We start from the raw sequence: 21,978 nt of genomic DNA, 5'->3' as shown, positions 1-21,978 counted from the left end.
GCGCGGACCAAAACCACCGGACAACAGGAGCAGCACCATGCAAAAACCACATTTAGAATTAAGCCAGCTGGGTATTGAGTTTCCCGGCGCCAATGGCCCCTTTATTGCGCTGCAGCAGGTGGACTTGCAGATAGCGCGCGGTGAATTTATCAGCCTGATTGGCCACTCCGGCTGCGGTAAATCCACCGTGCTCAACCTGGTAGCAGGCTTGTTGCAAGCCACCACCGGCGGCGTCTTGCTGAACAACAAAGAAGTGAATGCTCCAGGGCCCGAGCGGGCGGTGGTGTTTCAAAACCACTCCCTGCTGCCCTGGCTTACCGTCTACCAGAATGTGGAGCTGGCGGTAAAACAGGTGTTTCGTGGCCAAAAACGCAAAGCCGAAATGCGCGACTGGATTGAGCACAACCTGGCGCTGGTGCAGATGCAGCATGCCAGCGACCGGCGGCCGGCCGAGATATCCGGTGGCATGAAGCAGCGGGTCGGCATTGCCCGGGCGCTGGCGATGCAGCCGGAGGTGCTGCTGATGGATGAGCCGTTTGGCGCGCTGGATGCGCTGACCCGGGCCCACTTGCAGGACTCCCTGATGGAGATCCAGGCCAGGCTGAACAACACCGTCATTATGATCACCCACGATGTCGATGAAGCCGTGTTGCTGTCTGATCGCATTGTGATGATGACCAATGGCCCGGCTGCCACCATTGGCGAGGTACTGCCTATTACCCTGCCCCGGCCACGCAACCGCATCGAGCTGGCCGATTGCGCCACCTACAACCATTACCGCCATCAGGTGCTGAGCTTCCTGTACGAAAAACAGCGCAAAATCGAACCGCTGCCCAGCCAAGCCGCGCTAAAGCCAGCGCCCGGAGTAAAACGCGCATGACAGAAGCAGAGCTGCTCATTATCGGCAATGGCATGGCCTGTCAGCGGTTACTGCGCGAACTGCTGCACTGGCCAGGCCGGCCCAAACGCATTGTCATTCTGGCTGCCGAAGACAGACCGGCCTACAACCGGGTGCTGCTGTCCAACCTGCTCAGTGGCGAGCAGGCCGATAGCGCTGCTGAGCTCGGCGGCATCGACTGGTACCGTCAGCAAGGCTTTGAGCTGATCTGTGGCGATGCCGTAATCCAACTGGATGCTGCCAACAAGCGGGTGCTCTGCCAAAGTGGCCAGCGCTACCGCTATCAACAACTGGTGCTGGCCTGTGGCGCCGATCCGATTCGTCCTGGCTATGCGCTCAATCCGCAGGGCGAGCTGCACCACAACATCAGCCATTTTCGCAACTGGCAGGATTTGCTGCAGCTGCGTTCGGCCAGTCAGCACCACCAGCAGGCGGTGGTGGTAGGCGGTGGTTTTTTGGGGCTGGAAGCAGCGGCAGGCCTGCAGCAGCTTGGCATGCAGGTGCGGCTGATCCAGCGCGGTGCCAGTGTGCTGAACCGCCAGCTGGACCGACCGGCCGCCCTGATGCTGCAACAGGCACTGGCGAACAAAGGCATCGAAATCCATACCCGCAGCCAGCTCAGCAGGCTCAGTTACCGCCAGGGCCAGCTGCACAGCATCCGCTTGCATGATGGTCGCCGCTTTGAAGCGCAGTGGCTGGTACTGGCCCTTGGCATCCGCCCGGCCACCCGACTGGCGCAACAGGCCGGCCTTCGCGTTAACCGCGGCATCTGTGTCAATGACAAGCTGCAAAGCTCCAGGCCAGATATTTATGCGCTCGGTGAATGCATCGAGTATCAGGGGGAAACCTTTGGTTTGCTGGCCCCTATTCAACAACAAGCCAGGGTACTGGCGGCGGTACTTTGCGGCCAATCCGACCGGTACCAGCCAGCAACCATCTGTACCCAACTAAAAATCAGCGGCATTGCCGTCAGCTCCTGCGGCGATATTGCCGCCCTGAGCACCGATCCGAGTCGCTCGGATCACAGCCAGGTGTATCAGGATCACCAACTGGGCCATTACCGCCGTCTGTGGTGGAAAAACCAGATCCTGCAAGGCGCTGTGCTGTTTGGCGATACCCGGCTTAGCCCATTTTACAGCGACCTGATCCGCAGCGGACAACCGTACCGTGGCGATAGCCACAGTGCCTTGTTCAACCCGGCCGATCAGGCCGCCTGAACCGAGGAACCCTGGGATGACAAAACCAAGCAAGATGACAGAGCCAAGCAAGATGACAAAACCAAGCAAACAGTTGATGGTGGTTGGCAACGGCATGGTCGGCCAGCACTTTTTAGAGCAGTGGCTGTCGCAACAGGTTGGCAGCGACGACTGGCATGTAACAGTATTTGCCGCCGAAAACCGGCCGGCCTACGATCGGGTGCATCTGTCGGAGTATTTCCAGCTGATGCAGAAAACGCCATCAACAGAACAACCACCGCTGCAGCTGGCCAGCAACGACTTTTACCAGCAGCCACAGCTAAGCCTGAAGCTGAATGAACCGGTGCTGGCCATCGACCGGCAACAGCAGCAGCTTCGCACGGCTCATGGCAGCTACCACTACGATGCGCTGGTGCTGGCCACCGGCTCTTACCCCTTTGTGCCACCGATTGAAGGGCGAGAGCAGCCGCATTGTCTGGTGTACCGCACTCTGGATGATCTGGAAGCCATTTACCAAAGCAGCCAGGGTGCCAGCTCCGGCGTGGTAATTGGGGGTGGCTTGCTGGGGCTGGAGGCCGCCAATGCGCTGAAGCAGCTTGGTTTGCAGGCCCATGTGGTGGAATTTGCCCCCCAGCTGATGCCAGTGCAACTGGATGCGGCCGGCGGCAGCATGCTGCGCCAGCAAATTGAAGCCTTAGGGGTGCAGGTGCATACCGACAAGGCAACTCAGCGCATCGTCAAAAGCACGCAGCGGACTGGCGAAGGCAAAGAACATCGCCTGCAGCTGGAATTTAACGATGGCAGCAGCCTGGCTACCGATCTGGTGGTGTTCTCTGCCGGCATCCGGCCACAAGACGCGCTGGCCAAAGCCGCTGGCCTGGAGCTTGGTGAGCGTGGCGGTATAGTCATCGACTCCAGCTGTCGCACCAGTGATCCAGCCATTTACGCCATTGGCGAGTGCGCACTCTGGCAGGGCCAGTTGTTTGGCCTGGTGGCACCGGGGTATCAGATGGCCCGCACGGCCGCAGCGGTGCTTGCTGGCGATAGCTCGGCCAGCTTTCAGGGCGCCGATATGTCGACCAAACTAAAGCTGCTGGGGGTCGATGTTGGCTCCATCGGCGATGCGCATGGCCGCACACCGGGTGCCGTCAGCCTGTATTACCGCAACGACAAGGCCGGGCACTACCGCAAGCTGGTGCTGGATCAGGATGGCAAGCAGTTGCTGGGCGCAGTGCTGGTGGGCGACAACAGCTATTACGATGCGCTGCTGAGTTTCGCCCTGCATGGCATGACGCTACCGGCCGAGCCGGAGTCGCTGATCCTGCCGCAGGGCCAAACCAGCCTCACACCAACCAGCCTGCCCGACAGCGCCACCATCTGCTCCTGCCACAATGTCAGCAAGGCCGCTATTTGCCAGGCGGTCGATCAGGGCGTGACAGAGCTGGCTGGCATTAAAAGCTGTACCAAGGCAGCCACCGGCTGCGGCGGCTGCGCCAGCCTGCTAAAAAATGTGCTGGAGCAGGAGCTGACCAGCCGTGGCGTCAGTGTCAGCAAAGATCTCTGCGAGCATTTCGGCTACAGCCGTCAGGAGCTGTACCATCTGGTACGGGTGGGCAAGATTCGTACCTTCGATCAATTGCTGCAGCAGCACGGCAAAGGCCATGGCTGTGAGATCTGCAAACCGGCAGTGGCTTCCATTCTGGCCAGTTGCTGGAATGAGCCCATCCTGGCCAAGCCCCATGTCAGTTTGCAGGATACCAACGACACCTTTTTGGCCAATATGCAAAAAAACGGCACCTACTCGGTGGTACCGCGTATTCCGGGCGGTGAGATCACGCCGGATATGCTGCTGGTGCTGGGCGAAGTGGGCCGCAAGTACCAGCTGTACACCAAAATCACCGGCGGCCAGCGCATCGATTTATTCGGCGCGACCCTGGATCAACTGCCGCTGATCTGGCAGGAGCTGATTGACGCCGGCTTTGAAACCGGCCACGCCTACGGCAAATCGCTGCGTACCGTCAAATCCTGTGTCGGCAGTAGTTGGTGCCGCTATGGCGTGCAGGACAGCGTCAGCATGGCGATTTTGCTGGAGAACCGCTACAAGGGCGTACGGGCACCGCACAAAATCAAGATGGCGGTATCGGGCTGCACCCGCGAATGCGCCGAAGCCCAGAGCAAGGATGTCGGGGTGATTGCTACCGAGAACGGCTGGAACCTCTACGTCTGTGGCAATGGCGGCATGAAGCCACGCCACGCCGACTTATTCGCCACCGATTTAACCGACGATCAGCTGATCCGAACCATCGACCGCTTGCTGATGTTCTACATTCAAACCGCCGATCGGCTGCAGCGCACCTCCGTCTGGCTGGGAACGCTGGACGGTGGCCTGGATTACCTGAAAGCGGTGATCCTGGACGATAGCCTGCAACTGGGCGAGCAACTGGACGCACAAATGGCTCATCTGATTGCCGAGTACCAGTGCGAATGGAAAACCGCCCTGAACGATCCCGAGCAGCGCAGCCGCTTTCGCAGCTTTGTCAATGCCGCCCCACCGGAGCGAGCCAGCTTTGGCTTTCAACCCGAGCGCGGCCAGCTGATCCCCAGTCGCACGCTGGAAGCCCCCCAACAGGAGATAAAACCATGAATGCACCGCTGCAGCGTTTAGTGTCTAACGCCGACACCAACAGTCGCACTGGCACTGACACAGCCACTGGCTCAGCCACGGACAACAGCCTCGGCCAAACGCCAGCACACCAAGGCAGCCTGGCTTCCTTGCCGCTGGCCAGCCTGGCCGATCTGGTGCCCTGGTCCGGCGTGGCCGCCAAAGCTGGCAGCCAGGAACTGGCGCTGTTTTATTTACCCGGCCAAAGCCCGGAGCTGTACGCGGTGAGCCATCGCGATCCGGCCACAGGGGCAGCGGTGATCGCCCATGGTTTAATCGGCGAAAGTCAGGGGGAGTTTTACGTCGCTTCGCCGCTGCATAAGCAGCAGTACCGCTTAAGCGATGGCTGTTGCCTGAACGATCCAACGCTGAGCCTGCAGGTGTACCCGGTGTACTGGCAAGACGATCGCATCTGGCTGATGCAGTACGAAGCCGAGCAACTACCCCAAACGGGGTAAGGATGCGCCTCTTCATGGCAATAACAATGCCTGGCGAAACCTCTTAAGCTTATACACAGAACACCGAGCTGCTGGCTCTACCGCTTCTGTACGAAGGAAGCCATGAACAGCATGCCGTGGCAATCAGGCCACCGGGTATGGCGGGAAACGGCCCTACCTCCCGATTTGGAAAGGTGAATTATGCTGATCGACGCTTATGCGCGCCGTTTTACCTATTTGCGGCTGTCCATTACCGAAAGCTGCAATTTTCGTTGCAGCTACTGCCTGCCCGACGGGCCGGATTGCAGCTCCCGTAAGGACGAGCTGACGCTACCGGAAATCAAACGTCTGGTCAAAGCCTTTGCCCTGCTCGGCACCCGCAAGGTCCGGATTACCGGCGGTGAGCCGTCATTGCGCAAAGATTTAACCGATATTATTGCCGCCTGCAAACAAACCGACGGCATCGAGCAGGTGGCGCTGACCACCAACGGCTACCGGCTGCAGCGCGATCTGAGCAGCTGGCAACAGGCGGGCCTGGATGCCATCAATGTCAGTGTCGATAGCCTGGATGACGCTACCTTTCATCTGGTCACTGGTGAGAACCGCCTGCCGGCCATTCTTGCTGGCATCGATCAGGCCATTGCTGCTGGCATTGGTAAAGTCAAACTCAATACCGTACTGCTGCGCCAGCACAATGCGCTGCAACTGCCCGATTTCCTGGAATTTGTCCGCGATAAAGCCGTCTCGTTGCGCTTTATCGAGCTGATGCGCACCAACGACAATCAAAGCTACTATCAACAACAGCATTTAAGCGGTGCCAGCATTCAGCAGCAATTGCTTAGGCAAGGCTGGCAGCTTGAAGCCAAAGGCCGCAGTGCCGGCCCGGCGCTGGAGTACAGCCACCCGGATTATCAGGGCCAGATTGGCCTGATCATGCCCTACAGCAAGGATTTTTGCGCCGATTGCAACCGGTTGCGGGTGTCCAGCCGTGGCCAGCTGTTTTTGTGCCTGTTTACCGAGCAGCACCAAAACCTGCGCAACTTGTTGCAAGACGATAACCCTGAGCCCTTGATGCATTACCTGCAACGCGCGGTGCTGGGCAAGGCCGCAAGCCATGAGCTGCATCAGGGCAACAGTGGCTCGACCCGTCATTTGGCCATGATAGGTGGCTAAAGTTGGTGACTAGCTGGAGGTGATTTTGATGTCCGTACCGCAAAAAACAACGCCGATGCCCTTTGATGCCATCCTGCTGGCTGGTGGTAAATCCAGCCGCATGGGCACCGATAAAGCCGAACTGAATTGGCAGGGCCAACCGCTTTGGCAGTACATGCGAGCGCTGGCGATAGCAGCAGGGGCTTCAGACGTGTTCGTCAGTCGCAATGCCGCCGGCTTTATTGCCGATCGCTTTGCCAAAGCCGGGCCGCTGGCCGGCATCGAAGCCGGCTTAAACCGCTGCCGCCGCGATCGGGTGCTGGTACTGGCCATCGATACACCGCTGCTTAGCGTCAGCGACATTCAGCAACTGGTATCCAAAAATACCCGTAAAGCGGTGTGCTTTACCGGCCATGCCCTGCCCTGCGTGCTGCCCAACACCCTGTCGGTGCATCGATACTTGCAGCAGGTGCTATCAAGGCCCCACAGCAATCGCTCGGTGCAAGCGCTGCTTGGTGCCATTGGCGTTGAAAGCTGTGAGCCCAGCCATGCTGCCGCGCTAAGCAATACCAATACCCCGGCTGACTGGCAGCAGGCCCAGCAGTTCACTTCGAAGGAGTCTTGCCATGGCTAAAGCATCCCGACCTTTTCAATCACTGCAACTGGCCATTCTGACGGTTTCCGATAGCCGCAGCCGCGCCAATGACAGCAGCGGTGATTTGCTGCAGCGTCTGGCAGAGCAAGCTGGCCATCAGGTACCTGAGCGGGCACTGCAGCCGAACAATCGTTATCAGCTGCGCGCTCAAATCAGCCAGTGGATAGCATGCCCTGCGGTGCAGGTGGTGCTGGTCAATGGCGGTACCGGCTTTGCTGCCAGCAATTGCACTGTTGAAGCGCTAACGCCGCTGTTTGATCAAGCCATCGATGGCTTTGGTGAGCTGTTTCGCCAGCTGTCGTTTCAACACATTGGCAGTGCCAGTCTGCAATCGCGCGCCTGCGCTGGCCTTGCCAACCAAACGCTGATCTTTGCCATGCCGGGCTCGGGCTCGGCCTGTGAACTGGCCTGGCAGCAGTTGATCGAACCGCAGCTTAATGCTGCCACCGGCCCCTGTAATTTTGTCCCTCATCTTAAAAACAGCACAGCAACTGGCTGTGAAGGAATTGCTTGATGTCTGCAGAAAACCCAAACAAAGAAAACCAGCTCACCCATTTGAATGCCGATGGCAGCGCACTGATGGTGGATGTTTCCGGCAAAGCCAGCAGCATGCGCGAGGCCATTGCCAGTGCCAGCGTGCAAACCCGGCCGGATGTGATTGCGCTGATTGAGCAGGCGCTGGTAAAAAAAGGCGATGTGCTGGCCACCGCCCGCATTGCCGGCATTATGGCGGCGAAAAAAACCAGCGATGTGATCCCACTGTGCCATCCATTGCCGCTGTCCAAAGTCAGCATCGATTTTGAACTCAATGCCACAAGCGGCCAGATTTTTATCCAAAGCCTGTGCCGGGTGCAAAGCCAGACCGGGGTGGAAATGGAGGCCCTGACCGCCGCTTCGGTGGCAGCACTAACCATTTACGATATGTGCAAAGCGGTCGACCCGGCCATGGTGATTGGCCCGATCCAATTGCAGCAAAAAACCGGTGGCAAACATGGCCTCTGGCAACGGCCTACTGAAGGAGCAGCCTTATGATCAAAGTCCTTTTCTTTGCAGCACTGCGTGAGCGGTTAAATACCGCGGCGCTGGAACTCGACAGCAGCAGTTTTGAACGCGATGCCAGTGCCGCTTCGGTGCTTAAGCATCTGCAAAGCCGCTCTGCCGACTGGCAGCAAGAGCTAAGTCGGCAGGACTTGCTGTGCGCGGTGAACCAACAGCTGTGCCCACTGCACACCAAGGTAAACCCCGGTGATGAACTGGCGTTTTTTCCGCCGGTCACCGGTGGTTGAATCAGCCGAAGCGGAGGCAAGCATGAGCATTGTTGTGCAGGTACAAAACGAGGATTTTTGCGTCGGGACCCAGTACCAGTTGCTGAGCCAGGACAGCCGCTGCGGCGCTGTGGTGACCTTTACCGGTTTGGTGCGGGAGCTAAGCAGTGGCGATTTGCAGCAGATGACGCTGGAGCATTACCCCGGCATGACCGAGCAAGCGCTGCACGCTATTGCCGCTGAAGCCCAGCAGCGCTGGCAACTGGGCGCGGTGCGGATCATTCACCGCATTGGCGCTTTAACACCGAATGAGCAGATTGTGTTTGTTGGTGTGGCCAGTGCCCACCGCGCTGCCGCCTTTGCCGCCGCGCAATTTGTGATGGATTACCTGAAAACCCGGGCGCCGTTCTGGAAAAAAGAACAGAGCAGCCAGGGCGAAACCTGGGTCGCGGCCAAAACCAGCGATCAGGATGCCGCCGAGCGCTGGGGGTAATCGATGCGTATTCTTTGGGTCTTCAGTTTGTTGCTCTGTATGCTGCCGGTCAGGGCCTCGGAGCCGCTGACCATCGCAGCTGCTTCCGATCTGCGCTATGCGCTGGATGAGATCATCGCGCTGTACCAAAATGAACACCCCAAGGCGCGGATCCGCGTCAGCTATGGCTCATCGGGCAAAATCAGCACCCAAATTCGTCATGGCGCTCCTTTTGATCTGTTTTTTTCGGCCGATATTCAGTTCCCTGAGCAGCTCTATGCCGAAGGCCATGTCAGCACAGCGCCAGAGCTGTATGCGATAGGCCGCATCGTGCTGTGGAGCCCGCGGCTGGATCTGACGGAAGTCACCTTGTCGCAGCTTAATGCACTCAGCTTTCGCCGCCTCGCCATCGCCCAACCGGCGCATGCACCCTATGGCCTGCGCGCCAAAGAAGCTTTGCAGGCCCTTGGCCTGTGGGATGTGCTGGAACCTAAGCTGGTGTATGGCGAAAACATTGCCCAAACCGCCCAGATGGCGCAAAGCGGCGCGGCCGAAGTGGCCATTATTGCGCTGTCGCTGGCCCGTTTTCCACAGCTTTCCCGCCATGGCTATCAGCTGATCCCAAGCGATTTGCACCAGCCACTGACCCAGGCCTACAGCGTGACCCGCCATGGTGCCAACAACGCCAGCGCCCATCGTTTTGCAACCTTTATGCAAAGCAGCGAGGCGCGCTCCATCCTTGAGCACTACGGTTTCGAGCTACCGGCCAGGCGCGTGAAGTAAGGGTGATGATCGAACTCACTGCACACGATTGGCAAGCCATCCAACTGACGCTGAAGCTGTGTTTGTACACCACGCTGATTTTATTGTTGCTGGGCACCCCGCTCGCCTGGTGGCTGGCCCAGGGCCAGAGCCGGGGTCAGTGCCGGGTGCGCACCGCCATTCAGGCGCTGGTAGCCTTGCCGCTGGTGCTGCCACCCACAGTACTGGGCTTTTATCTGTTGCTGCTGCTCGGCCCACAGGGCGCGGTTGGCGGCACTTTGGAGCGGCTGGGGTTTCAGCATCTGGCCTTTAGCTTTCCCGGTATTTTGATTGGCTCGGTGATTTACTCGCTGCCTTTTACCGTGCAGCCGCTCTTGGAGAGCTTTCGCCGCATGGGGCCAAGGCCGCTGGAAGTGGCGCAAACGCTCGGGGCCGGTAAACTGGATCAGCTGTTTAGTGTGGTGCTGCCGCTTTGTCGCGGTGGTTTTATTGTCGCCGCCACCCTGACCTTTGCCCATACGCTGGGCGAGTTTGGGGTGATTTTAATGCTGGGGGGCAGCATACCGGGTGAAACCCAGGTGCTGTCGGTGCTGATTTACGATCACACCGAAGCGATGAACTACAGCCAGGCGCATCAGCTGTCGCTCGGCCTGCTGATTGCCGCCTTTGTGGTGCTCTTTATTGTCTATGGCCTGAACAAGCGCTTTGACCGGGGGCCACTGACATGACCGACCATAGCCTTTCCCGCACAGGCGTTAAACTCAGCTTCTGGCACAAGCTTAGCTGGCGCTGGCAGCGTTTTGGCAATACCAGCGTAGCCGCTAGCAGCACCCATTGCCAAAGCCAGCCCGAAGCCGTCACTCTTCGCCTTCACTGCACGGTCAAGCGCGGTGATTTTTGTCTGCAACTAAACGATACTCTGCCACTTAAAGGCATTACCGCTCTGTTTGGCCGCTCTGGCTGTGGCAAAACCAGCTTGCTGCGCGCTATTGCCGGGCTGGATCGCCATGCGAATGCGCAGATCCGCTTTGGCAACACCACCTGGCAGCAGGATAGCTATTTCTTACCGGTGCATCAGCGCCGAATTGGCATGGTGTTTCAGGAAAGCAGCTTGCTGCCGCATTTATCGGTGCAGCAAAATCTGCTGTATGGCTACCAGCGCCTCGGCGCCAGGCAGCCGATTGCACTCAAGCCAGAACAAGTCATCACCCTGCTGGAACTGACGCCACTGCTTAGCCAAAGGCCAGAGCAACTGTCCGGCGGTCAACGCCAGCGGGTGGCGCTTGGCCGGGCGCTGCTGAGCCAACCGCAGTTGCTGCTGCTCGATGAGCCACTGGCGTCCTTGGATCAGCAAAGCCGCAACGACATTCTGCCGTTTTTGCAGCGCATCGCCGCAAAAACCGGCATACCGATGCTGCTGGTCAGCCATCAACTGGACGATGTGGTTAAACTGGCCGATCAGTTGGTGCTGATGCAAGACGGTCGCATCCACAGCCAGGGCCCGCTGCCGCAGCAACTGCTCCGCCCCGAACTGGCCGCCAGCGGCGCTTTATCGCTGCTGCACGCCAGCCATAGTACCAGCAAAGCGCATCTGCTAACGCTTACCATTGGCCAGCAGCAGCTGCAATTGCCAGCGCCGCAATTTACCCAACCCAGCTACCGCCTGCGCATCCAGGCCCGCGATGTCGCGCTGAGCACCCAGCCGATCCAGGACAGCTCAGTCAGCAATCAACTAAAAGTCACCATCACCGGCTTCCAACCAGCCCCCCACCCGGCCGAAACCCTGGTACAACTGGACCTCGCCGGCCAGCCCCTGCAGGCGCTGCTAACGCAGCAATCTGTTGGGCGGTTGGGATTGCAGGTTGGACAACAGGTTTATGCGCAGATTAAGGCTGTTGCTTTGGATTGATGGTCTATTACCGTGTAAGCAACTAAATTTGCTAACAATTTATGAGAGAGGTACCGTTGTCTCCCCCTTGCGTTACAACCATTTGTTTTTCCGTATTTTTTATGCAATCCTCCTTATCAAAGGATTCGTAAAAAGGACAAAATCGTGACAAACACATTGAAAAGGACTGTTACGAACATAAAGGTTTTAATTGTAGTAATACTTACTGCCACCAATAGAGCTATTTCCAACTGGCTTTTCATACTTCAGCCAGAAATAAGTAGTGAGAAAAAAACTGAAGACTTCCTGCCTCTAACCCCTACTCTTCTTGATTTTGATGATATTCAAGAGTACGAAAGGCAATTGAATAATGCACTACAAGGTAAGTCTTGCAAAAAGATCACCAATATTGCAATTACAGGTAGTTATGCGGTCGGCAAAAGTAGCTTTCTCAGAACCTTTATCTACCACAATCCCATGTATCAAGATTCGCCTGTTATCTCTATGGCAAAATTTAGTACTAATGAGGTAGAAGAAGATAAAAATATTGATGAAGAATTAACCCAGGATCCAAGTCATCCCGATGTTAAAAGCTCAGCAGAAACAAGGCGGCATTTTCGTGAGCAGGTCGAGATTGAGAAGAGTATTTTGGAGCAGCTTCTATACTCAGCTAATCCCAAAAAGCTTAGCTTATCAAGCTTCAGGAGGTTAAAGGAGCCTTCAGTATTTCTTACTCCTTCACTTTTCCTACTTGTAATCAGTGCTTTAATGCTAATGCCTACCGTGTGGCAAAATATAGCATCTACGCTCCCAGAGTGGATCCCATTATCTCTCATCCCACAGTGGCTTGCGTATATTTATATTATCTTTTTTACACTTTGCACCTTACCATGGTTGATAAAAATAATACGAGGGTACTCAATTACCAAGTTTTCTATCCAAGGTGTGGATTTTGAGAGGCAAAGCCATCGCTCATTTTTACGAGAAAACATTGACGAATTTATCTATTTTTTTGATAAGACCAAGGTGCAATTAGTCATTTTTGAAGACATTGACCGACTTGAAGCAACACACGCAATGACCATACTCACGCATATCCGTGAAGTTAATCGAATAGTTAATCTCAGCCGAACTGTACCAGTTTTTTTCATATATGCAGTCAAAGATGACTTATTTAAAGCAGATGACAGAACGAAATTTTTTGACTTGATAATTCCTATCATTCCAGTAATCAACTCAAATAATGCCTATGAGAAATTAACGGCTGCTCTTGACTTGAAGCCAGAAAATAACTGCATACATAAGGCATTATCAATAAATTTGGTAAAAGATGTTTCATTATTTTTTGGCGATCTTAGGATGATTTACAATCTAGCCAATGAGTACAAACTATACAAATCAAAACTAGCCAAGAACCACCCGCTTGATTTGAATAAGCTCTTTGCAATGCTCGTGATCAAGACTTTACATCCATCGGTATACACTCAACTACTAATCAACAAAGGACCGATAAACCAGGTGATTGAGTTAGCAGATATTGCCAGAAATGCACTTAAGGAAGATATCAATAAGCAGAAACATAAAATAACCGAGAAAATCAATCAGAAAAAAGATCTAATTGCGAAGAGTAAACATGATTTATTGGCATTGTTTTGGGTGTATTGTGTTAAAAAAAGTGGTTTAAATCCTTTTCCTACTGGCATAAAAATTGGGAGTGATATCACTCATATACCGGCGGTTTTCGAGACTGACTCAGCATTTGAGAAATTCATGCTCGGAACTCTTGAGCAAAAAGCGATGGTGGTTAATTATCGAAGCCATGATGTTGGTTATTTTGAGTCCCCCTTAAATATAAAAAATAATTTTGATTTAAATTATGCGCAATGTTTAGATCTAATTGAATTAGATGAAACAGCAATGGATAGAGAGCTTTCGGAACTTAATCAGAAGTTAAAGAAGATAAGTGATTACCAGCTAAAAGACCTTATGCAGGAGGCCTCAGCACGATATGTACTATTGGAACCACTTAAGGAAAATTATAGGGTAATTAAATTTTTACTAAGTCATGGACATATTGGAGAAGATTACGCAGATTACACCAGTTTCTTTTATCCTGGAGCAATAACACTGGCAGATAAAGTAAAGCTTCAGAGAATAAAGATGCTCGAAAAGCTTCCTAGAAGTACTCCGTTTGACAAACCTAGCGAAGTTATTGAGCAGCTGCAGCCAGCCGATCTAACCGATGGTCGCGGACTAATTAGTGGTCTATTTCCAGAATTAGTAAAGCCTAGAAATAAAGCAAAACTACGAAGCGCATTATCAGACTCGAGCCCATTCGCAGATGATATTATTGTATTATGGAGAAATTTGAAAGGAGGACGCCAGAGAATTACTTTTCTAACAACCTTACTTGAAAGCGACTTTTATAATACAGTTTCAATAATTAAGTTGATAGATGATTCACCTGAGTATCATGATGGTGTAGTTCGTCAATACATCAAAGATCTATTGGGCGACCTGAGCAATAATGCACATTTGAAGCTAAAAGATTCCGAGCCATTCTGCAAAGTGGTTTCAGGACTGAAAACTCTAGATGATCTTGAAGATTTACAGTGTGAGTGGTTCTGGTCTTCAACTAATATTCAATATTATCAGTTAGAACATGTCTCAGAAGGGATCGCAAGTAAAATAATGCAATCTGGTCAGTTTCGGTTTAGTGCTAGTACGATGACTGCATTACTACAACATTCATTTGAGCACGGAGATAATACCTCGCTTTTATCCTATCAATCTATTTTATCAACAAAACATGAAGCCTTCATCGATCATATCAACGATGATATTGTGGAATTTATCAGTTTTCTAGAAAAAAATGATAGTTGGCAAGAATCATATAGCAGTGCTATCGCTCTGTTTAATAAAGAAGATTTGCACGAAGAAACTAAACTTAAGATTGCCAAATCAACAGGGGCAACATTTAAATGTAATGACATTCCAGATGCCTGCTTGCTTGAGTTCATTCGCCACGACCTGATTAGCGCGAGTTTAGATGAAATTGAAATTGCTCACAGCGAATTTGATTTAATTGAAAATACTGATCCGGTGGAAGTGGACAAGGCATTCGCTGAATTTGTTGAGCGAAACATTGAAACACTTATTTCTAATATTGGGACTGAAACTAGCACTAATTTTTTAAGTTACCTTTTAATGCTAGATATCACGAACGAGGCATTTATACGTCTGGCAGGAATGTACACTTTGAACGAAGATTTTTTAAAAAAATTACAGTTGACGGACGAAAGGTGGCAATTACTGGCAGGGATATCTAAGCTAACTTTTAATAAAGAAACATTTATGTTCATTCAATCGAAATCCGAAAGTGCTGCTGCAAAGTTTATTATGAGAAAATGGCCTTCACATTACGATCACCTGAATAAAGAAGCAAAAATATTACCTGGCACTATCATCACAATGTTATCCTCTGATAACATTGAAATAAAAGAAAAGCTTAAGTTATATGAGGCACACAAAAGTATTAATTTTTCCGCCACTGGATCTCTCGCTGATTCCCTTGTCGATAAAGCTTTGAAACATGACCTGAGTTTACCACCTATAGACAGCAGTTTAATTTCACAGTTGAAGTTATCTGACAAAAGTGAGCTGAGAGCAAAAGCTGCGCTTTATTACATTTCAAATTCAAATGGGGGATTTACTGAAGTTTGTGAGCTTCTATCACTATTCAAAGTACTTGGTCTTGAGAGCTTTTCTGACAAACCCAGAACTGTGAGCGTGAGCAATACTCAAGTGATGAAGACTATATTGAGTAAACTGCAGTTCTTTGGCTATATAGGTACAATAAGAGGCGATGCTTCAGAGAAATTAATCGGGTATCTAAAAACTAGTATGTGTGTTGATTAAGACACTTAAATCATTAGGTCAAGTCCATTGGGGCAAGCCTTAACTTGAACCCTTGAACTGCCCATCAGCTGCAATGAGCAAAAAAGTTAGCCAAGCAGTGCCATGCGCTCTTGCTCGGTGAGTATGCCCACCAACACAGTGCGGCGGCGCAGTTTTTTCATCCGCTCGCCGTTGTCCAGCAGTGCGGTGCGAAATAGATCCGGCTGGTCAATGCAATCTAAAATACTGTGCCAGTGAATGTAGCCGCCATGCTTTATCTGCCCGGCCTGATAGCGCTGCTCCAGAGTCTGACGGATACCGCTGATACGCCAGGGCTCAGCCAGCAGCTTTTCGGTCATGGCACTGTGTAGCCGCAAAATATGCTGATCGGTGGCGGCTGAAGCTTTGCTGACACTGCGTCGGCGCATTCTTGGTGGTGACATCTTTACTGCCTTAAAGCGTACAATTGCCGCCAGCGCAATGACTGCGCTTGGCGGCCCAATAGGCATAGGCTTTGCTGGCCAGCCAATAGCAAGGTGGCAGGCGTAACAGCGCCACCACTCGGGTATGTCCGGCCAATTGCCAATAGTAGAGGCTGGCATCGATGCCAATCAGAAAGTGGTCATGCCGCCACAGATGAATTTGTTGCATCATCGCCGCTTTCGTCACCCCGGCAAAGCCGCTAAAGCCGTCGGCACTGATATCGACAAGCTCTAAATGCGGCCTTAGTTTGGGTGCCAACCAGTTAATTTCGCGCCGGCATAAAGCGCAGCTGCCATCAAAAAACAGTTTTTGCATCGCTAAGGCTCCATTCCGCTGTTAGCTAACAACTCTTGCAACAATTACGGCATACGCGTCTTATCGATCAATGTGTTTAATCTGAATTGCTGCCTGACCTTCGTATTATGCTAAGGTTTATGCTGTTAACACTGGATCAGACCAACAAAAACAACCAAGGAACTTTTTATGCGCGCTTTTGCAGTGATGCTGTTGTTTGTAGCCGGGCCGGCCCTGGCCGAATCGTTGCCCTGGCCGGAGCGGCCGGTCGTCGCCAACACACCTCAATTGAAGCAGATCATTGCCGAAGATGCCCAGCTGCAGCAATTGGCGGAAGGGTTTCGCTGGTCAGAGGGGCCTGTGGTGGAGCCGGATACCGGCGATGTACTCTTTACCGACGTACCGCAAAATACCCTGTATCGCTGGAGTGAAACCGATGGTTTATCGGTGTATTTGCAGCCTTCCGGCTATACCGGCCTGTACCCGGACAATCAGCTGCAAGAAGGTGCCAACGGCCTGATTTTTAATGCCGACAATCAACTGGTGTTGGCCCAGCATGGCGATCGGCGTCTGGCGGTGCTGCTGGATGCGACCACGCAGCCACCACAGTATCAAACCCTTGCCAGCCAGTATCAGGGCAAAGCCTTTAACAGCCCGAATGATCTGGTGCAGCACAGCAGCGGTGCCTATTACTTTACCGATCCCCCCTACGGCTTAAAAGGCGGTGATGCATCCGCCGAAAAACAGCAAAGCGTCAATGGTGTTTACCGGCTTGGTGCAGATGGCTCGGTGACCTTGCTGATCACTGATTTAACCAAGCCCAATGGCCTGGCATTTTCGCCGGATGAACAATGGCTCTATGTGGCCAACTCAGATCCCGATGCTGCCGAGTGGTGGCGCTACCCGGTGCATCAGGATGGCAGCTTGGGCAAGGGGACGCTGTTTTTTGATGCCACAGCGCACACCAAAACAGCCAGTGGCCTGCCGGATGGTTTAAAGGTGTTGCCATCCGGTGTGTTGCTGGCGACCGGGCCTGGTGGGGTTTGGGTGCTTTCGCCAGAGGGTGAACACCTGGGGACCATTCAAACCGGGGTAGCAGCAGCCAATGTGGCGCTGAATGCCGATAACAGCTGGCTGTACATTACCGCCAGCCAGTATTTATTGCGTATTCAGCTGGCTCCTTGATACAGGGAAAGCAATCATTGCTGATACAAAAGGCACAGGGGATAATCCATGCCCTGCGACAAAGGCTCTGGCTGCGCGATTGCGATGAAGAAACCGCAGCTAACTTTCTAACACCACGCCGGGGTTGGTAGCAATAATGAGCTCGGCGTTACGGTTATCTGGATTACTCGCTTCGTTATTGTAGAAATCCAAAACAACAATGCCAAACCTTGCTCCTACTTGTTGGCGTTGTAAAAACTCAGTCAGCCCCGGATTCATCATGGGATCTACTTTGCTAAGACCACCACCCCAAGCGTACTGGTAAGGAGTATGCCCACCTTGCGCGATACTATTGTAGGTAATGTGCATCACACCATCATCAGGGTTTGTGATGGCACTGTTTATTGATGCTTCAACCGCCGCCAGTTTTTTATGCGTATTGTGCTCTTTGTATTGATCTTCGATCTCAAAGATCTGCTGTTCTGGTGTTGTTAAGGTGAACGTTTCATTCACTTTCCAGCCATAGGATAAATCGATGCCAGTGTTGCCTGCAAAGCGCCTTAACAGCACTATTTTACCCTGACACTGCTGCAATGTGGGCACTCTGCTTTCCAAATAAAACAAGCTCTGATATTTCTCTTGCGCGATGTAATCATCAAATTTTTCTTGTACGTTTTTAACGCTTCCAGTTGCGGCGTCCATGAGCATAACCAGTGTTTCGCTGGGGTTTTTTAACAGAAAAATGAGACAATCATCAAGCACATTCCCCAAAGAAATACCACAGCTGATGATGCCATGATAAATATTGAGGGGATCAGACTCAGAACCGTTTGCATCAACACGGATATCAAGAAAACGAATACCATCGTTTAGCTGCGTATAAATACCAAAATTTTGTGTTCGGGCAGCGCCAGGCGGCGCTTTTGCTGTACCTGAGTCATGAGTCCCAGGCATAGAGATTTGGTCTAATGTTAAACGTTTATCCAGCGCCTGCATCCAGTTTTTTGTGGTTACATCAGTCATCGCATGCTCCGATCTTGTCTACCCGTTCAGATAACGGCCAGTCCCCATGAGATAAAGTCTATGGTCTGGCCTTATTGGCTAAGACTTAAGGGTGTTTGTAATGACCAGTCTTCACTGCGTTGGTATCCGAATTGTCCATTTGAAATAAGAACAATTCTACCGCTGAAGCAGACTCACTGGTGCGTGCTGCTATAGAGCCAGAGCCAACTTTGCGTTTATTAAGAATGTCAAAGATAAGTTTGACGGTATCGACGATGCTACCCACCGGGTCCTCTGAAATAATGTCACTGACCACATTCAGCGAATCTTCAACCAAGCCTTCTATATACTGTTGGTTGACTTCTTTCCAGGTTACACCAAACATTTGTTTGGAGCCAATCCACCAGTTATTATGGGTCTCAAAGTGTCCTTGGCCTACAACAAAATCGTCCAGGGTGTAAGCAACACCTTTGATGTGCAGCACTAAGGTCCCTCGCACTGCAAAATTAAGCGCTTCAGGTTGTTCATCGTTAAATGTTTTAGCGATGACCCCGCCACCTTTGGTGTTGTTTAGAAACCACTTCGCAACATCACTAGAGTTGTGGCGGCCCGCTTTGACGGTTAGTGTCGTCCCTTTGCAGCTCACGCCCTGATAAGGCTGGCCCTGCGTAATTTTGTGATCTTTTTCTGTAAAAGAAATCTCTGAGAGTCCTTCAATGTTGAAGACAAACTCATTGTTGTGCAATGTTGTCATGTGCTTTTCTCCTAATCAACTGTGATAGTCATCGTTTGCATTGGAAAACCTGATTGATCAATCAACCAAAAAACACCAACAGTTAAAAAGTAGTTTACACAAGCTTTATTTGCAAATTCGTTACTTCAAAAATCCTTTACTTTCAAAAGTCACACCTCACGAAACATCGCCACTTATTTGGTTGATATGATGTATCCATGACGTAGCTATCCCTGGCGGACAGTGGGTTAAGCTCCAACGACCGCCTGTTGTCAGCTATAATTTACAATAGAGCGTGTTTTCTGCAACCATGAAACGCCTTCGCACATTTAGCTGCTGGTAAGTTCAGTGCGAACCATCGCAGCACCTGCTGTTAAAGCCTGAAGTTTGCCCCGTGCAATCTGGCGCGGTAGTGGCGCCATGCCGCAGTTGGTGCATGGGTAGAGCTTGTCGGCATCAACAAACTGCAGTGCCTGGCGCAGCGTGGCGGCGACTTCCTCCGGGGTTTCAATGCTGTGGTTTGCTACATCAATGGCACCTACCATCACTTTTTTGCCACGAATAAGCTCCAGCAAGTCCATCGGCACCCGAGAGTTGTGACATTCCAGCGAGATGATATCAATGGAGGACTCCCGAAGTTTAGGAAACACAGCCTCGTACTGGCGCCATTCCGAGCCCAGCGTTTGCTTCCAGTCGGTATTGGCCTTGATGCCGTAACCATAGCAAATATGCACAGCAGTTTCGCAGTCAAGGCCGGCTATCGCCTGCTCTAAGGCAGCAATGCCCCAGTCATTCACTTCGTCAAAAAACACATTAAAAGCCGGCTCGTCGAACTGAATAATATCCACCCCAGCTGCCACCAACTCTTTGGCTTCCTGATTGAGAATTTTGGCAAACTCAAAGGCCAGTTGCTCACGGCTTTTGTAATGACCATCGTACAGAGTGTCAATCATGGTCATCGGGCCTGGCAGCGCCCATTTGATTGGTTGTTTGGTTTGCTGACGTAAAAAGCGCGCATCCTCCACAAAGACCGGTTTTTGCCGGCTGACCGCCCCCACCACCGAGGGTACGCTGGCTTCGTAGCGATTTCGAATGCGCATGATTTCGCGTTTGGCAAAGTCCACGCCATCTAAATGTTCAATAAAGGTGGTGACAAAGTGCTGCCGCGATTGCTCGCCGTCGCTGACAATATCCAGCCCGGCTTGTTGCTGCTCGTGCAGCGCCAGCCGCAGCGCATCCTGTTTGCCATCGGTTAACTCCTGGCCCTGCAATTTCCAGGGCGACCACAGGGTTTCAGGCTCCGCCAACCAGGATGGTTTGGGCAAACTGCCAGCGGTGGAGGTAGGAAGTAGTCTATTCATCATGCAATCGCCCGCTCTTCAGTTAACGAGATTTCAGGTATAGGGTACTGTGCAGCCCATTGTTCCAGCAGCTGCTGGTGCGGCTTGATAAAGTGCTCTTGGGCAAACCGGCCCTGCTCCACCGCCAGCCGGCTGCGCTCTTCCCGATCGTAGACGATGTCGGTTGCGGCGTGATCTGGGTTTTTCAGATTGGGCTGATAGCGCTCCCCTGCCGTAGCATGGGCACTGTAAATTTCCGGCCGGTATATTTTTTGAAAGGTTTCCATGGTGCTGATGGTGCCAATCAGCTCCAGATTGCTGTAGTCATTGAGCAAATCGCCAAAGAAATAAAACGCCAGCGGCGCGGCGCTTTGAGCCGGCATAAAGTAGCGCACATTCAAGCCCATTTTTTTGAAGTACTGCTCGGTCAGCGAGCTTTCATCCGGCTGATACTCCACGCCCAGCACCGGGTGCCAATTCCTGGTACGCTGGTAGGTTTTGTTGTCGGATACGCTGAGGCAAATCACCGGCGGCTTGCGAAAGTGTTGCTGGTACTCGCTGGAGCTGACAAAGCACTGAAACAGTTTGCCGTGCAAATCGCCAAAGTTTGGCGGAATGCTGAAATTGGGCTTGTTTTTGTTATGTTCCAGCAATACCACACTGAAATCATAATCGCGCACATAGGACGAAAAGTTATTGCCAACAATGCCTTCAATCCGCTGCTTGGTTTTGCGATCAATGATACTGGTTTTAAGCACTTCTATCGCCGGGAACCCCTGCGCTTTGCCTTGGATGTGGATATCGACGGAAATAATGTCCAGTTGCACCGCATAGCGATCGGCATTTGGGTTATCCCAGGGCGCCAGTGCATTAAAGCGGCGGTCGATCATCGCCAGGGTTTTGCGCAAATTCTGCTGACGACTGGCCCCTCTGGCCAAATTGGCAAAGTTGGTGGTGATGCGGGTGTTGTCGGCCGGCTGATAATGCTCGTCAAAAGCGATGCTCTTAATGCTAAATGTAAAGTTGTTCATAATCTTTGCTACCCCGTTGTCTGTTACCTAGGCTGCTGCTTTGCGAGCGGCAACCCCTGTTGCATGCATTTGTTGCCAGTGCATTCGATGCCAATTAGGCATCTGGACATCTAAACGGCAACCATGAATGTGTTATACGCGCAAAATTCGGGGAAGGAAAATGGTGATATTTCAGGTGCAGCATGAAAAATTTTCATAGTGCCATTCTCCTCTCAGCAACTGCTTTGCTGCATAGCCATAAAGTGCTGGTGATAAGTAGCTATTGGGAGAGCATGTGATAGACAGACTAAAACGATGACCACTGCCAGATACCCGCACCAATCGCATGATTTAAGCATATTGACCGCTTTGTGCGATACGTTATACTCTAGGGGGTGGTTAGCAATGGAGCTTTACAATGCAAACATTAACCGCAAATGATGCAAAGCGGAATTTTGGCGAATTGCTGCTCAATGCGCAGCGGGAACCGATTAAAATCAGCAAAAACAGCAAAGATGCCGTGGTGGTGATGTCAATTCATGATTTTGAAGCATTGGAGGCGATGAAGGCGGAGTATTTGAAACAATGCTTCGATGCTGCGAAGAAGGACCTGGCCAACGGCAAGGTGGTTGATGGCGAAAGTTTTCTTAACACGCTCTAAAGCCATT

At 52.2% G+C, this 21,978-nt stretch carries 22 protein-coding genes and 1 riboswitch; of the genes, 16 read left to right on the top strand and 6 right to left on the bottom strand.

Translation table 11 applies throughout. From position 1 onward, the window contains the following. Positions 1 to 37: 37 nt before the first annotated feature. From ABC502_RS08730 to ABC502_RS08665, 14 genes are all read left to right on the top strand, one after another. On the top strand, positions 38 to 880 hold the full coding sequence (locus ABC502_RS08730) for an ABC transporter ATP-binding protein (RefSeq protein ID WP_345915594.1): 843 nt from the start codon (positions 38 to 40) through the stop codon (positions 878 to 880). Next, complete coding sequence (locus tag ABC502_RS08725; protein ID WP_345915593.1) at positions 877 to 2,115, top strand: FAD-dependent oxidoreductase; 1,239 nt, start codon at positions 877 to 879, stop codon at positions 2,113 to 2,115. Before ABC502_RS08730 ends, ABC502_RS08725 begins: the two co-directional genes overlap by 4 nt. Positions 2,116 to 2,167: 52 nt before the next feature. Then, entirely contained in the window at positions 2,168 to 4,738 is a 2,571-nt protein-coding gene (gene nirB, locus ABC502_RS08720) for a nitrite reductase large subunit NirB (protein ID WP_345915656.1), read from the top strand. Next, positions 4,735 to 5,214: a nitrite reductase small subunit NirD gene (gene nirD / locus ABC502_RS08715; RefSeq protein WP_345915592.1), complete on the top strand. Its 480-nt coding sequence runs from the start codon at positions 4,735 to 4,737 to the stop codon at positions 5,212 to 5,214. Before nirB ends, nirD begins: the two co-directional genes overlap by 4 nt. A 49-nt stretch (positions 5,215 to 5,263) precedes the next feature. Further along, positions 5,264 to 5,406, top strand: a riboswitch (molybdenum cofactor riboswitch). Then, positions 5,395 to 6,366 carry a GTP 3',8-cyclase MoaA gene (gene moaA / locus ABC502_RS08710; protein ID WP_345915591.1) on the top strand — a complete coding sequence of 324 codons (972 nt, stop codon included), beginning with the start codon at positions 5,395 to 5,397 and terminating at the stop codon, positions 6,364 to 6,366. (Overlaps the previous riboswitch by 12 nt.) Positions 6,367 to 6,394: 28 nt before the next feature. Beyond that, positions 6,395 to 6,979 carry a molybdenum cofactor guanylyltransferase gene (locus ABC502_RS08705; protein ID WP_345915590.1) on the top strand — a complete coding sequence of 195 codons (585 nt, stop codon included), beginning with the start codon at positions 6,395 to 6,397 and terminating at the stop codon, positions 6,977 to 6,979. Beyond that, positions 6,972 to 7,514, top strand: coding sequence for a molybdenum cofactor biosynthesis protein B (gene moaB / locus ABC502_RS08700; protein WP_345915589.1), 543 nt, complete (start codon positions 6,972 to 6,974; stop codon positions 7,512 to 7,514). The genes ABC502_RS08705 and moaB overlap by 8 nt, the downstream gene beginning before the upstream one ends. Beyond that, on the top strand, positions 7,514 to 8,032 hold the full coding sequence (gene moaC, locus ABC502_RS08695; RefSeq protein WP_345915588.1) for a cyclic pyranopterin monophosphate synthase MoaC: 519 nt from the start codon (positions 7,514 to 7,516) through the stop codon (positions 8,030 to 8,032). Before moaB ends, moaC begins: the two co-directional genes overlap by 1 nt. Next, complete coding sequence (locus tag ABC502_RS08690; RefSeq protein ID WP_345915587.1) at positions 8,029 to 8,286, top strand: MoaD/ThiS family protein; 258 nt, start codon at positions 8,029 to 8,031, stop codon at positions 8,284 to 8,286. Before moaC ends, ABC502_RS08690 begins: the two co-directional genes overlap by 4 nt. Positions 8,287 to 8,308: 22 nt before the next feature. Further along, positions 8,309 to 8,758, top strand: coding sequence for a molybdopterin synthase catalytic subunit MoaE (gene moaE, locus ABC502_RS08685; protein WP_345915586.1), 450 nt, complete (start codon positions 8,309 to 8,311; stop codon positions 8,756 to 8,758). 3 nt (positions 8,759 to 8,761) lie between these two features. Continuing rightward, a complete protein-coding gene (gene modA, locus ABC502_RS08680; protein WP_345915585.1) occupies positions 8,762 to 9,520 on the top strand; it encodes a molybdate ABC transporter substrate-binding protein in 759 nt (252 codons plus the stop codon). Between the two features lie 5 nt (positions 9,521 to 9,525). Then, positions 9,526 to 10,227 carry a molybdate ABC transporter permease subunit gene (modB, locus tag ABC502_RS08675; RefSeq protein ID WP_345915584.1) on the top strand — a complete coding sequence of 234 codons (702 nt, stop codon included), beginning with the start codon at positions 9,526 to 9,528 and terminating at the stop codon, positions 10,225 to 10,227. Then, positions 10,224 to 11,408 (top strand): molybdenum ABC transporter ATP-binding protein, encoded by a 1,185-nt coding sequence (gene modC / locus ABC502_RS08670; RefSeq protein ID WP_345915583.1) that lies wholly within the window; start codon positions 10,224 to 10,226, stop codon positions 11,406 to 11,408. The genes modB and modC overlap by 4 nt, the downstream gene beginning before the upstream one ends. Before the next feature lie 144 nt (positions 11,409 to 11,552). Continuing rightward, positions 11,553 to 15,305 (top strand): hypothetical protein, encoded by a 3,753-nt coding sequence (locus tag ABC502_RS08665; RefSeq protein ID WP_345915582.1) that lies wholly within the window; start codon positions 11,553 to 11,555, stop codon positions 15,303 to 15,305. Positions 15,306 to 15,391: 86 nt separating this feature from the next. On the opposite strand, the gene ABC502_RS08660 is transcribed toward ABC502_RS08665, so the two are convergent. Then, positions 15,392 to 15,727 carry a hypothetical protein gene (locus tag ABC502_RS08660; protein ID WP_345915581.1) on the bottom strand — a complete coding sequence of 112 codons (336 nt, stop codon included), beginning with the start codon at positions 15,725 to 15,727 and terminating at the stop codon, positions 15,392 to 15,394. 10 nt (positions 15,728 to 15,737) lie between these two features. Further along, positions 15,738 to 16,082: a DUF393 domain-containing protein gene (locus ABC502_RS08655; protein WP_345915580.1), complete on the bottom strand. Its 345-nt coding sequence runs from the start codon at positions 16,080 to 16,082 to the stop codon at positions 15,738 to 15,740. A 168-nt stretch (positions 16,083 to 16,250) separates the two neighbouring features. Here ABC502_RS08655 and ABC502_RS08650 point away from each other — a divergent pair, with 168 nt between their 5' ends. Beyond that, complete coding sequence (locus ABC502_RS08650) at positions 16,251 to 17,246, top strand: SMP-30/gluconolactonase/LRE family protein (protein WP_345915579.1); 996 nt, start codon at positions 16,251 to 16,253, stop codon at positions 17,244 to 17,246. Positions 17,247 to 17,345: 99 nt separating this feature from the next. Here the strand turns inward: ABC502_RS08650 and ABC502_RS08645 are convergent, their stop codons facing one another. The 4 genes from ABC502_RS08645 to ABC502_RS08630 form a co-directional block, all read right to left on the bottom strand. Further along, positions 17,346 to 18,248: a phosphatidylinositol-specific phospholipase C gene (locus ABC502_RS08645; protein WP_345915578.1), complete on the bottom strand. Its 903-nt coding sequence runs from the start codon at positions 18,246 to 18,248 to the stop codon at positions 17,346 to 17,348. Between the two features lie 85 nt (positions 18,249 to 18,333). Then, positions 18,334 to 18,981 carry a flagellin gene (locus ABC502_RS08640; protein ID WP_345915577.1) on the bottom strand — a complete coding sequence of 216 codons (648 nt, stop codon included), beginning with the start codon at positions 18,979 to 18,981 and terminating at the stop codon, positions 18,334 to 18,336. A gap of 308 nt (positions 18,982 to 19,289) precedes the next feature. Beyond that, positions 19,290 to 20,321 (bottom strand): methionine synthase, encoded by a 1,032-nt coding sequence (locus tag ABC502_RS08635; protein ID WP_345915655.1) that lies wholly within the window; start codon positions 20,319 to 20,321, stop codon positions 19,290 to 19,292. Further along, positions 20,321 to 21,334: a DUF1852 domain-containing protein gene (locus ABC502_RS08630; RefSeq protein WP_345915654.1), complete on the bottom strand. Its 1,014-nt coding sequence runs from the start codon at positions 21,332 to 21,334 to the stop codon at positions 20,321 to 20,323. Before ABC502_RS08630 ends, ABC502_RS08635 begins: the two co-directional genes overlap by 1 nt. A gap of 394 nt (positions 21,335 to 21,728) precedes the next feature. Between ABC502_RS08630 and ABC502_RS08625 the strand changes: the two genes are divergently transcribed. Beyond that, positions 21,729 to 21,971, top strand: coding sequence for a type II toxin-antitoxin system Phd/YefM family antitoxin (locus tag ABC502_RS08625; protein ID WP_330088460.1), 243 nt, complete (start codon positions 21,729 to 21,731; stop codon positions 21,969 to 21,971). Positions 21,972 to 21,978 lie beyond the last annotated feature (7 nt).

Source organism: Alkalimonas sp. NCh-2 (assembly GCF_039631345.1).
GTDB lineage: Bacteria > Pseudomonadota > Gammaproteobacteria > Enterobacterales > Alteromonadaceae > Alkalimonas > Alkalimonas mucilaginosa.
The sequence above is the reverse complement of the archived record's forward strand: the minus strand, read 5'-3'. Positions and strand labels throughout refer to the sequence as shown.

Coding starts and splice junctions, on each gene's coding strand:
- ABC502_RS08730 (WP_345915594.1), top strand. CDS start 38: ATGCAAAAACCACATTTAGAATTAAGCCAGCTGGGTATTGAGTTTCCC.
- ABC502_RS08725 (WP_345915593.1), top strand. CDS start 877: ATGACAGAAGCAGAGCTGCTCATTATCGGCAATGGCATGGCCTGTCAG.
- nirB (WP_345915656.1), top strand. CDS start 2,168: ATGACAAAACCAAGCAAACAGTTGATGGTGGTTGGCAACGGCATGGTC.
- nirD (WP_345915592.1), top strand. CDS start 4,735: ATGAATGCACCGCTGCAGCGTTTAGTGTCTAACGCCGACACCAACAGT.
- moaA (WP_345915591.1), top strand. CDS start 5,395: ATGCTGATCGACGCTTATGCGCGCCGTTTTACCTATTTGCGGCTGTCC.
- ABC502_RS08705 (WP_345915590.1), top strand. CDS start 6,395: ATGTCCGTACCGCAAAAAACAACGCCGATGCCCTTTGATGCCATCCTG.
- moaB (WP_345915589.1), top strand. CDS start 6,972: ATGGCTAAAGCATCCCGACCTTTTCAATCACTGCAACTGGCCATTCTG.
- moaC (WP_345915588.1), top strand. CDS start 7,514: ATGTCTGCAGAAAACCCAAACAAAGAAAACCAGCTCACCCATTTGAAT.
- ABC502_RS08690 (WP_345915587.1), top strand. CDS start 8,029: ATGATCAAAGTCCTTTTCTTTGCAGCACTGCGTGAGCGGTTAAATACC.
- moaE (WP_345915586.1), top strand. CDS start 8,309: ATGAGCATTGTTGTGCAGGTACAAAACGAGGATTTTTGCGTCGGGACC.
- modA (WP_345915585.1), top strand. CDS start 8,762: ATGCGTATTCTTTGGGTCTTCAGTTTGTTGCTCTGTATGCTGCCGGTC.
- modB (WP_345915584.1), top strand. CDS start 9,526: ATGATCGAACTCACTGCACACGATTGGCAAGCCATCCAACTGACGCTG.
- modC (WP_345915583.1), top strand. CDS start 10,224: ATGACCGACCATAGCCTTTCCCGCACAGGCGTTAAACTCAGCTTCTGG.
- ABC502_RS08660 (WP_345915581.1), bottom strand. CDS start 15,727: ATGTCACCACCAAGAATGCGCCGACGCAGTGTCAGCAAAGCTTCAGCC.
- ABC502_RS08655 (WP_345915580.1), bottom strand. CDS start 16,082: ATGCAAAAACTGTTTTTTGATGGCAGCTGCGCTTTATGCCGGCGCGAA.
- ABC502_RS08650 (WP_345915579.1), top strand. CDS start 16,251: ATGCGCGCTTTTGCAGTGATGCTGTTGTTTGTAGCCGGGCCGGCCCTG.
- ABC502_RS08645 (WP_345915578.1), bottom strand. CDS start 18,248: ATGACTGATGTAACCACAAAAAACTGGATGCAGGCGCTGGATAAACGT.
- ABC502_RS08640 (WP_345915577.1), bottom strand. CDS start 18,981: ATGACAACATTGCACAACAATGAGTTTGTCTTCAACATTGAAGGACTC.
- ABC502_RS08635 (WP_345915655.1), bottom strand. CDS start 20,321: ATGAATAGACTACTTCCTACCTCCACCGCTGGCAGTTTGCCCAAACCA.
- ABC502_RS08625 (WP_330088460.1), top strand. CDS start 21,729: ATGCAAACATTAACCGCAAATGATGCAAAGCGGAATTTTGGCGAATTG.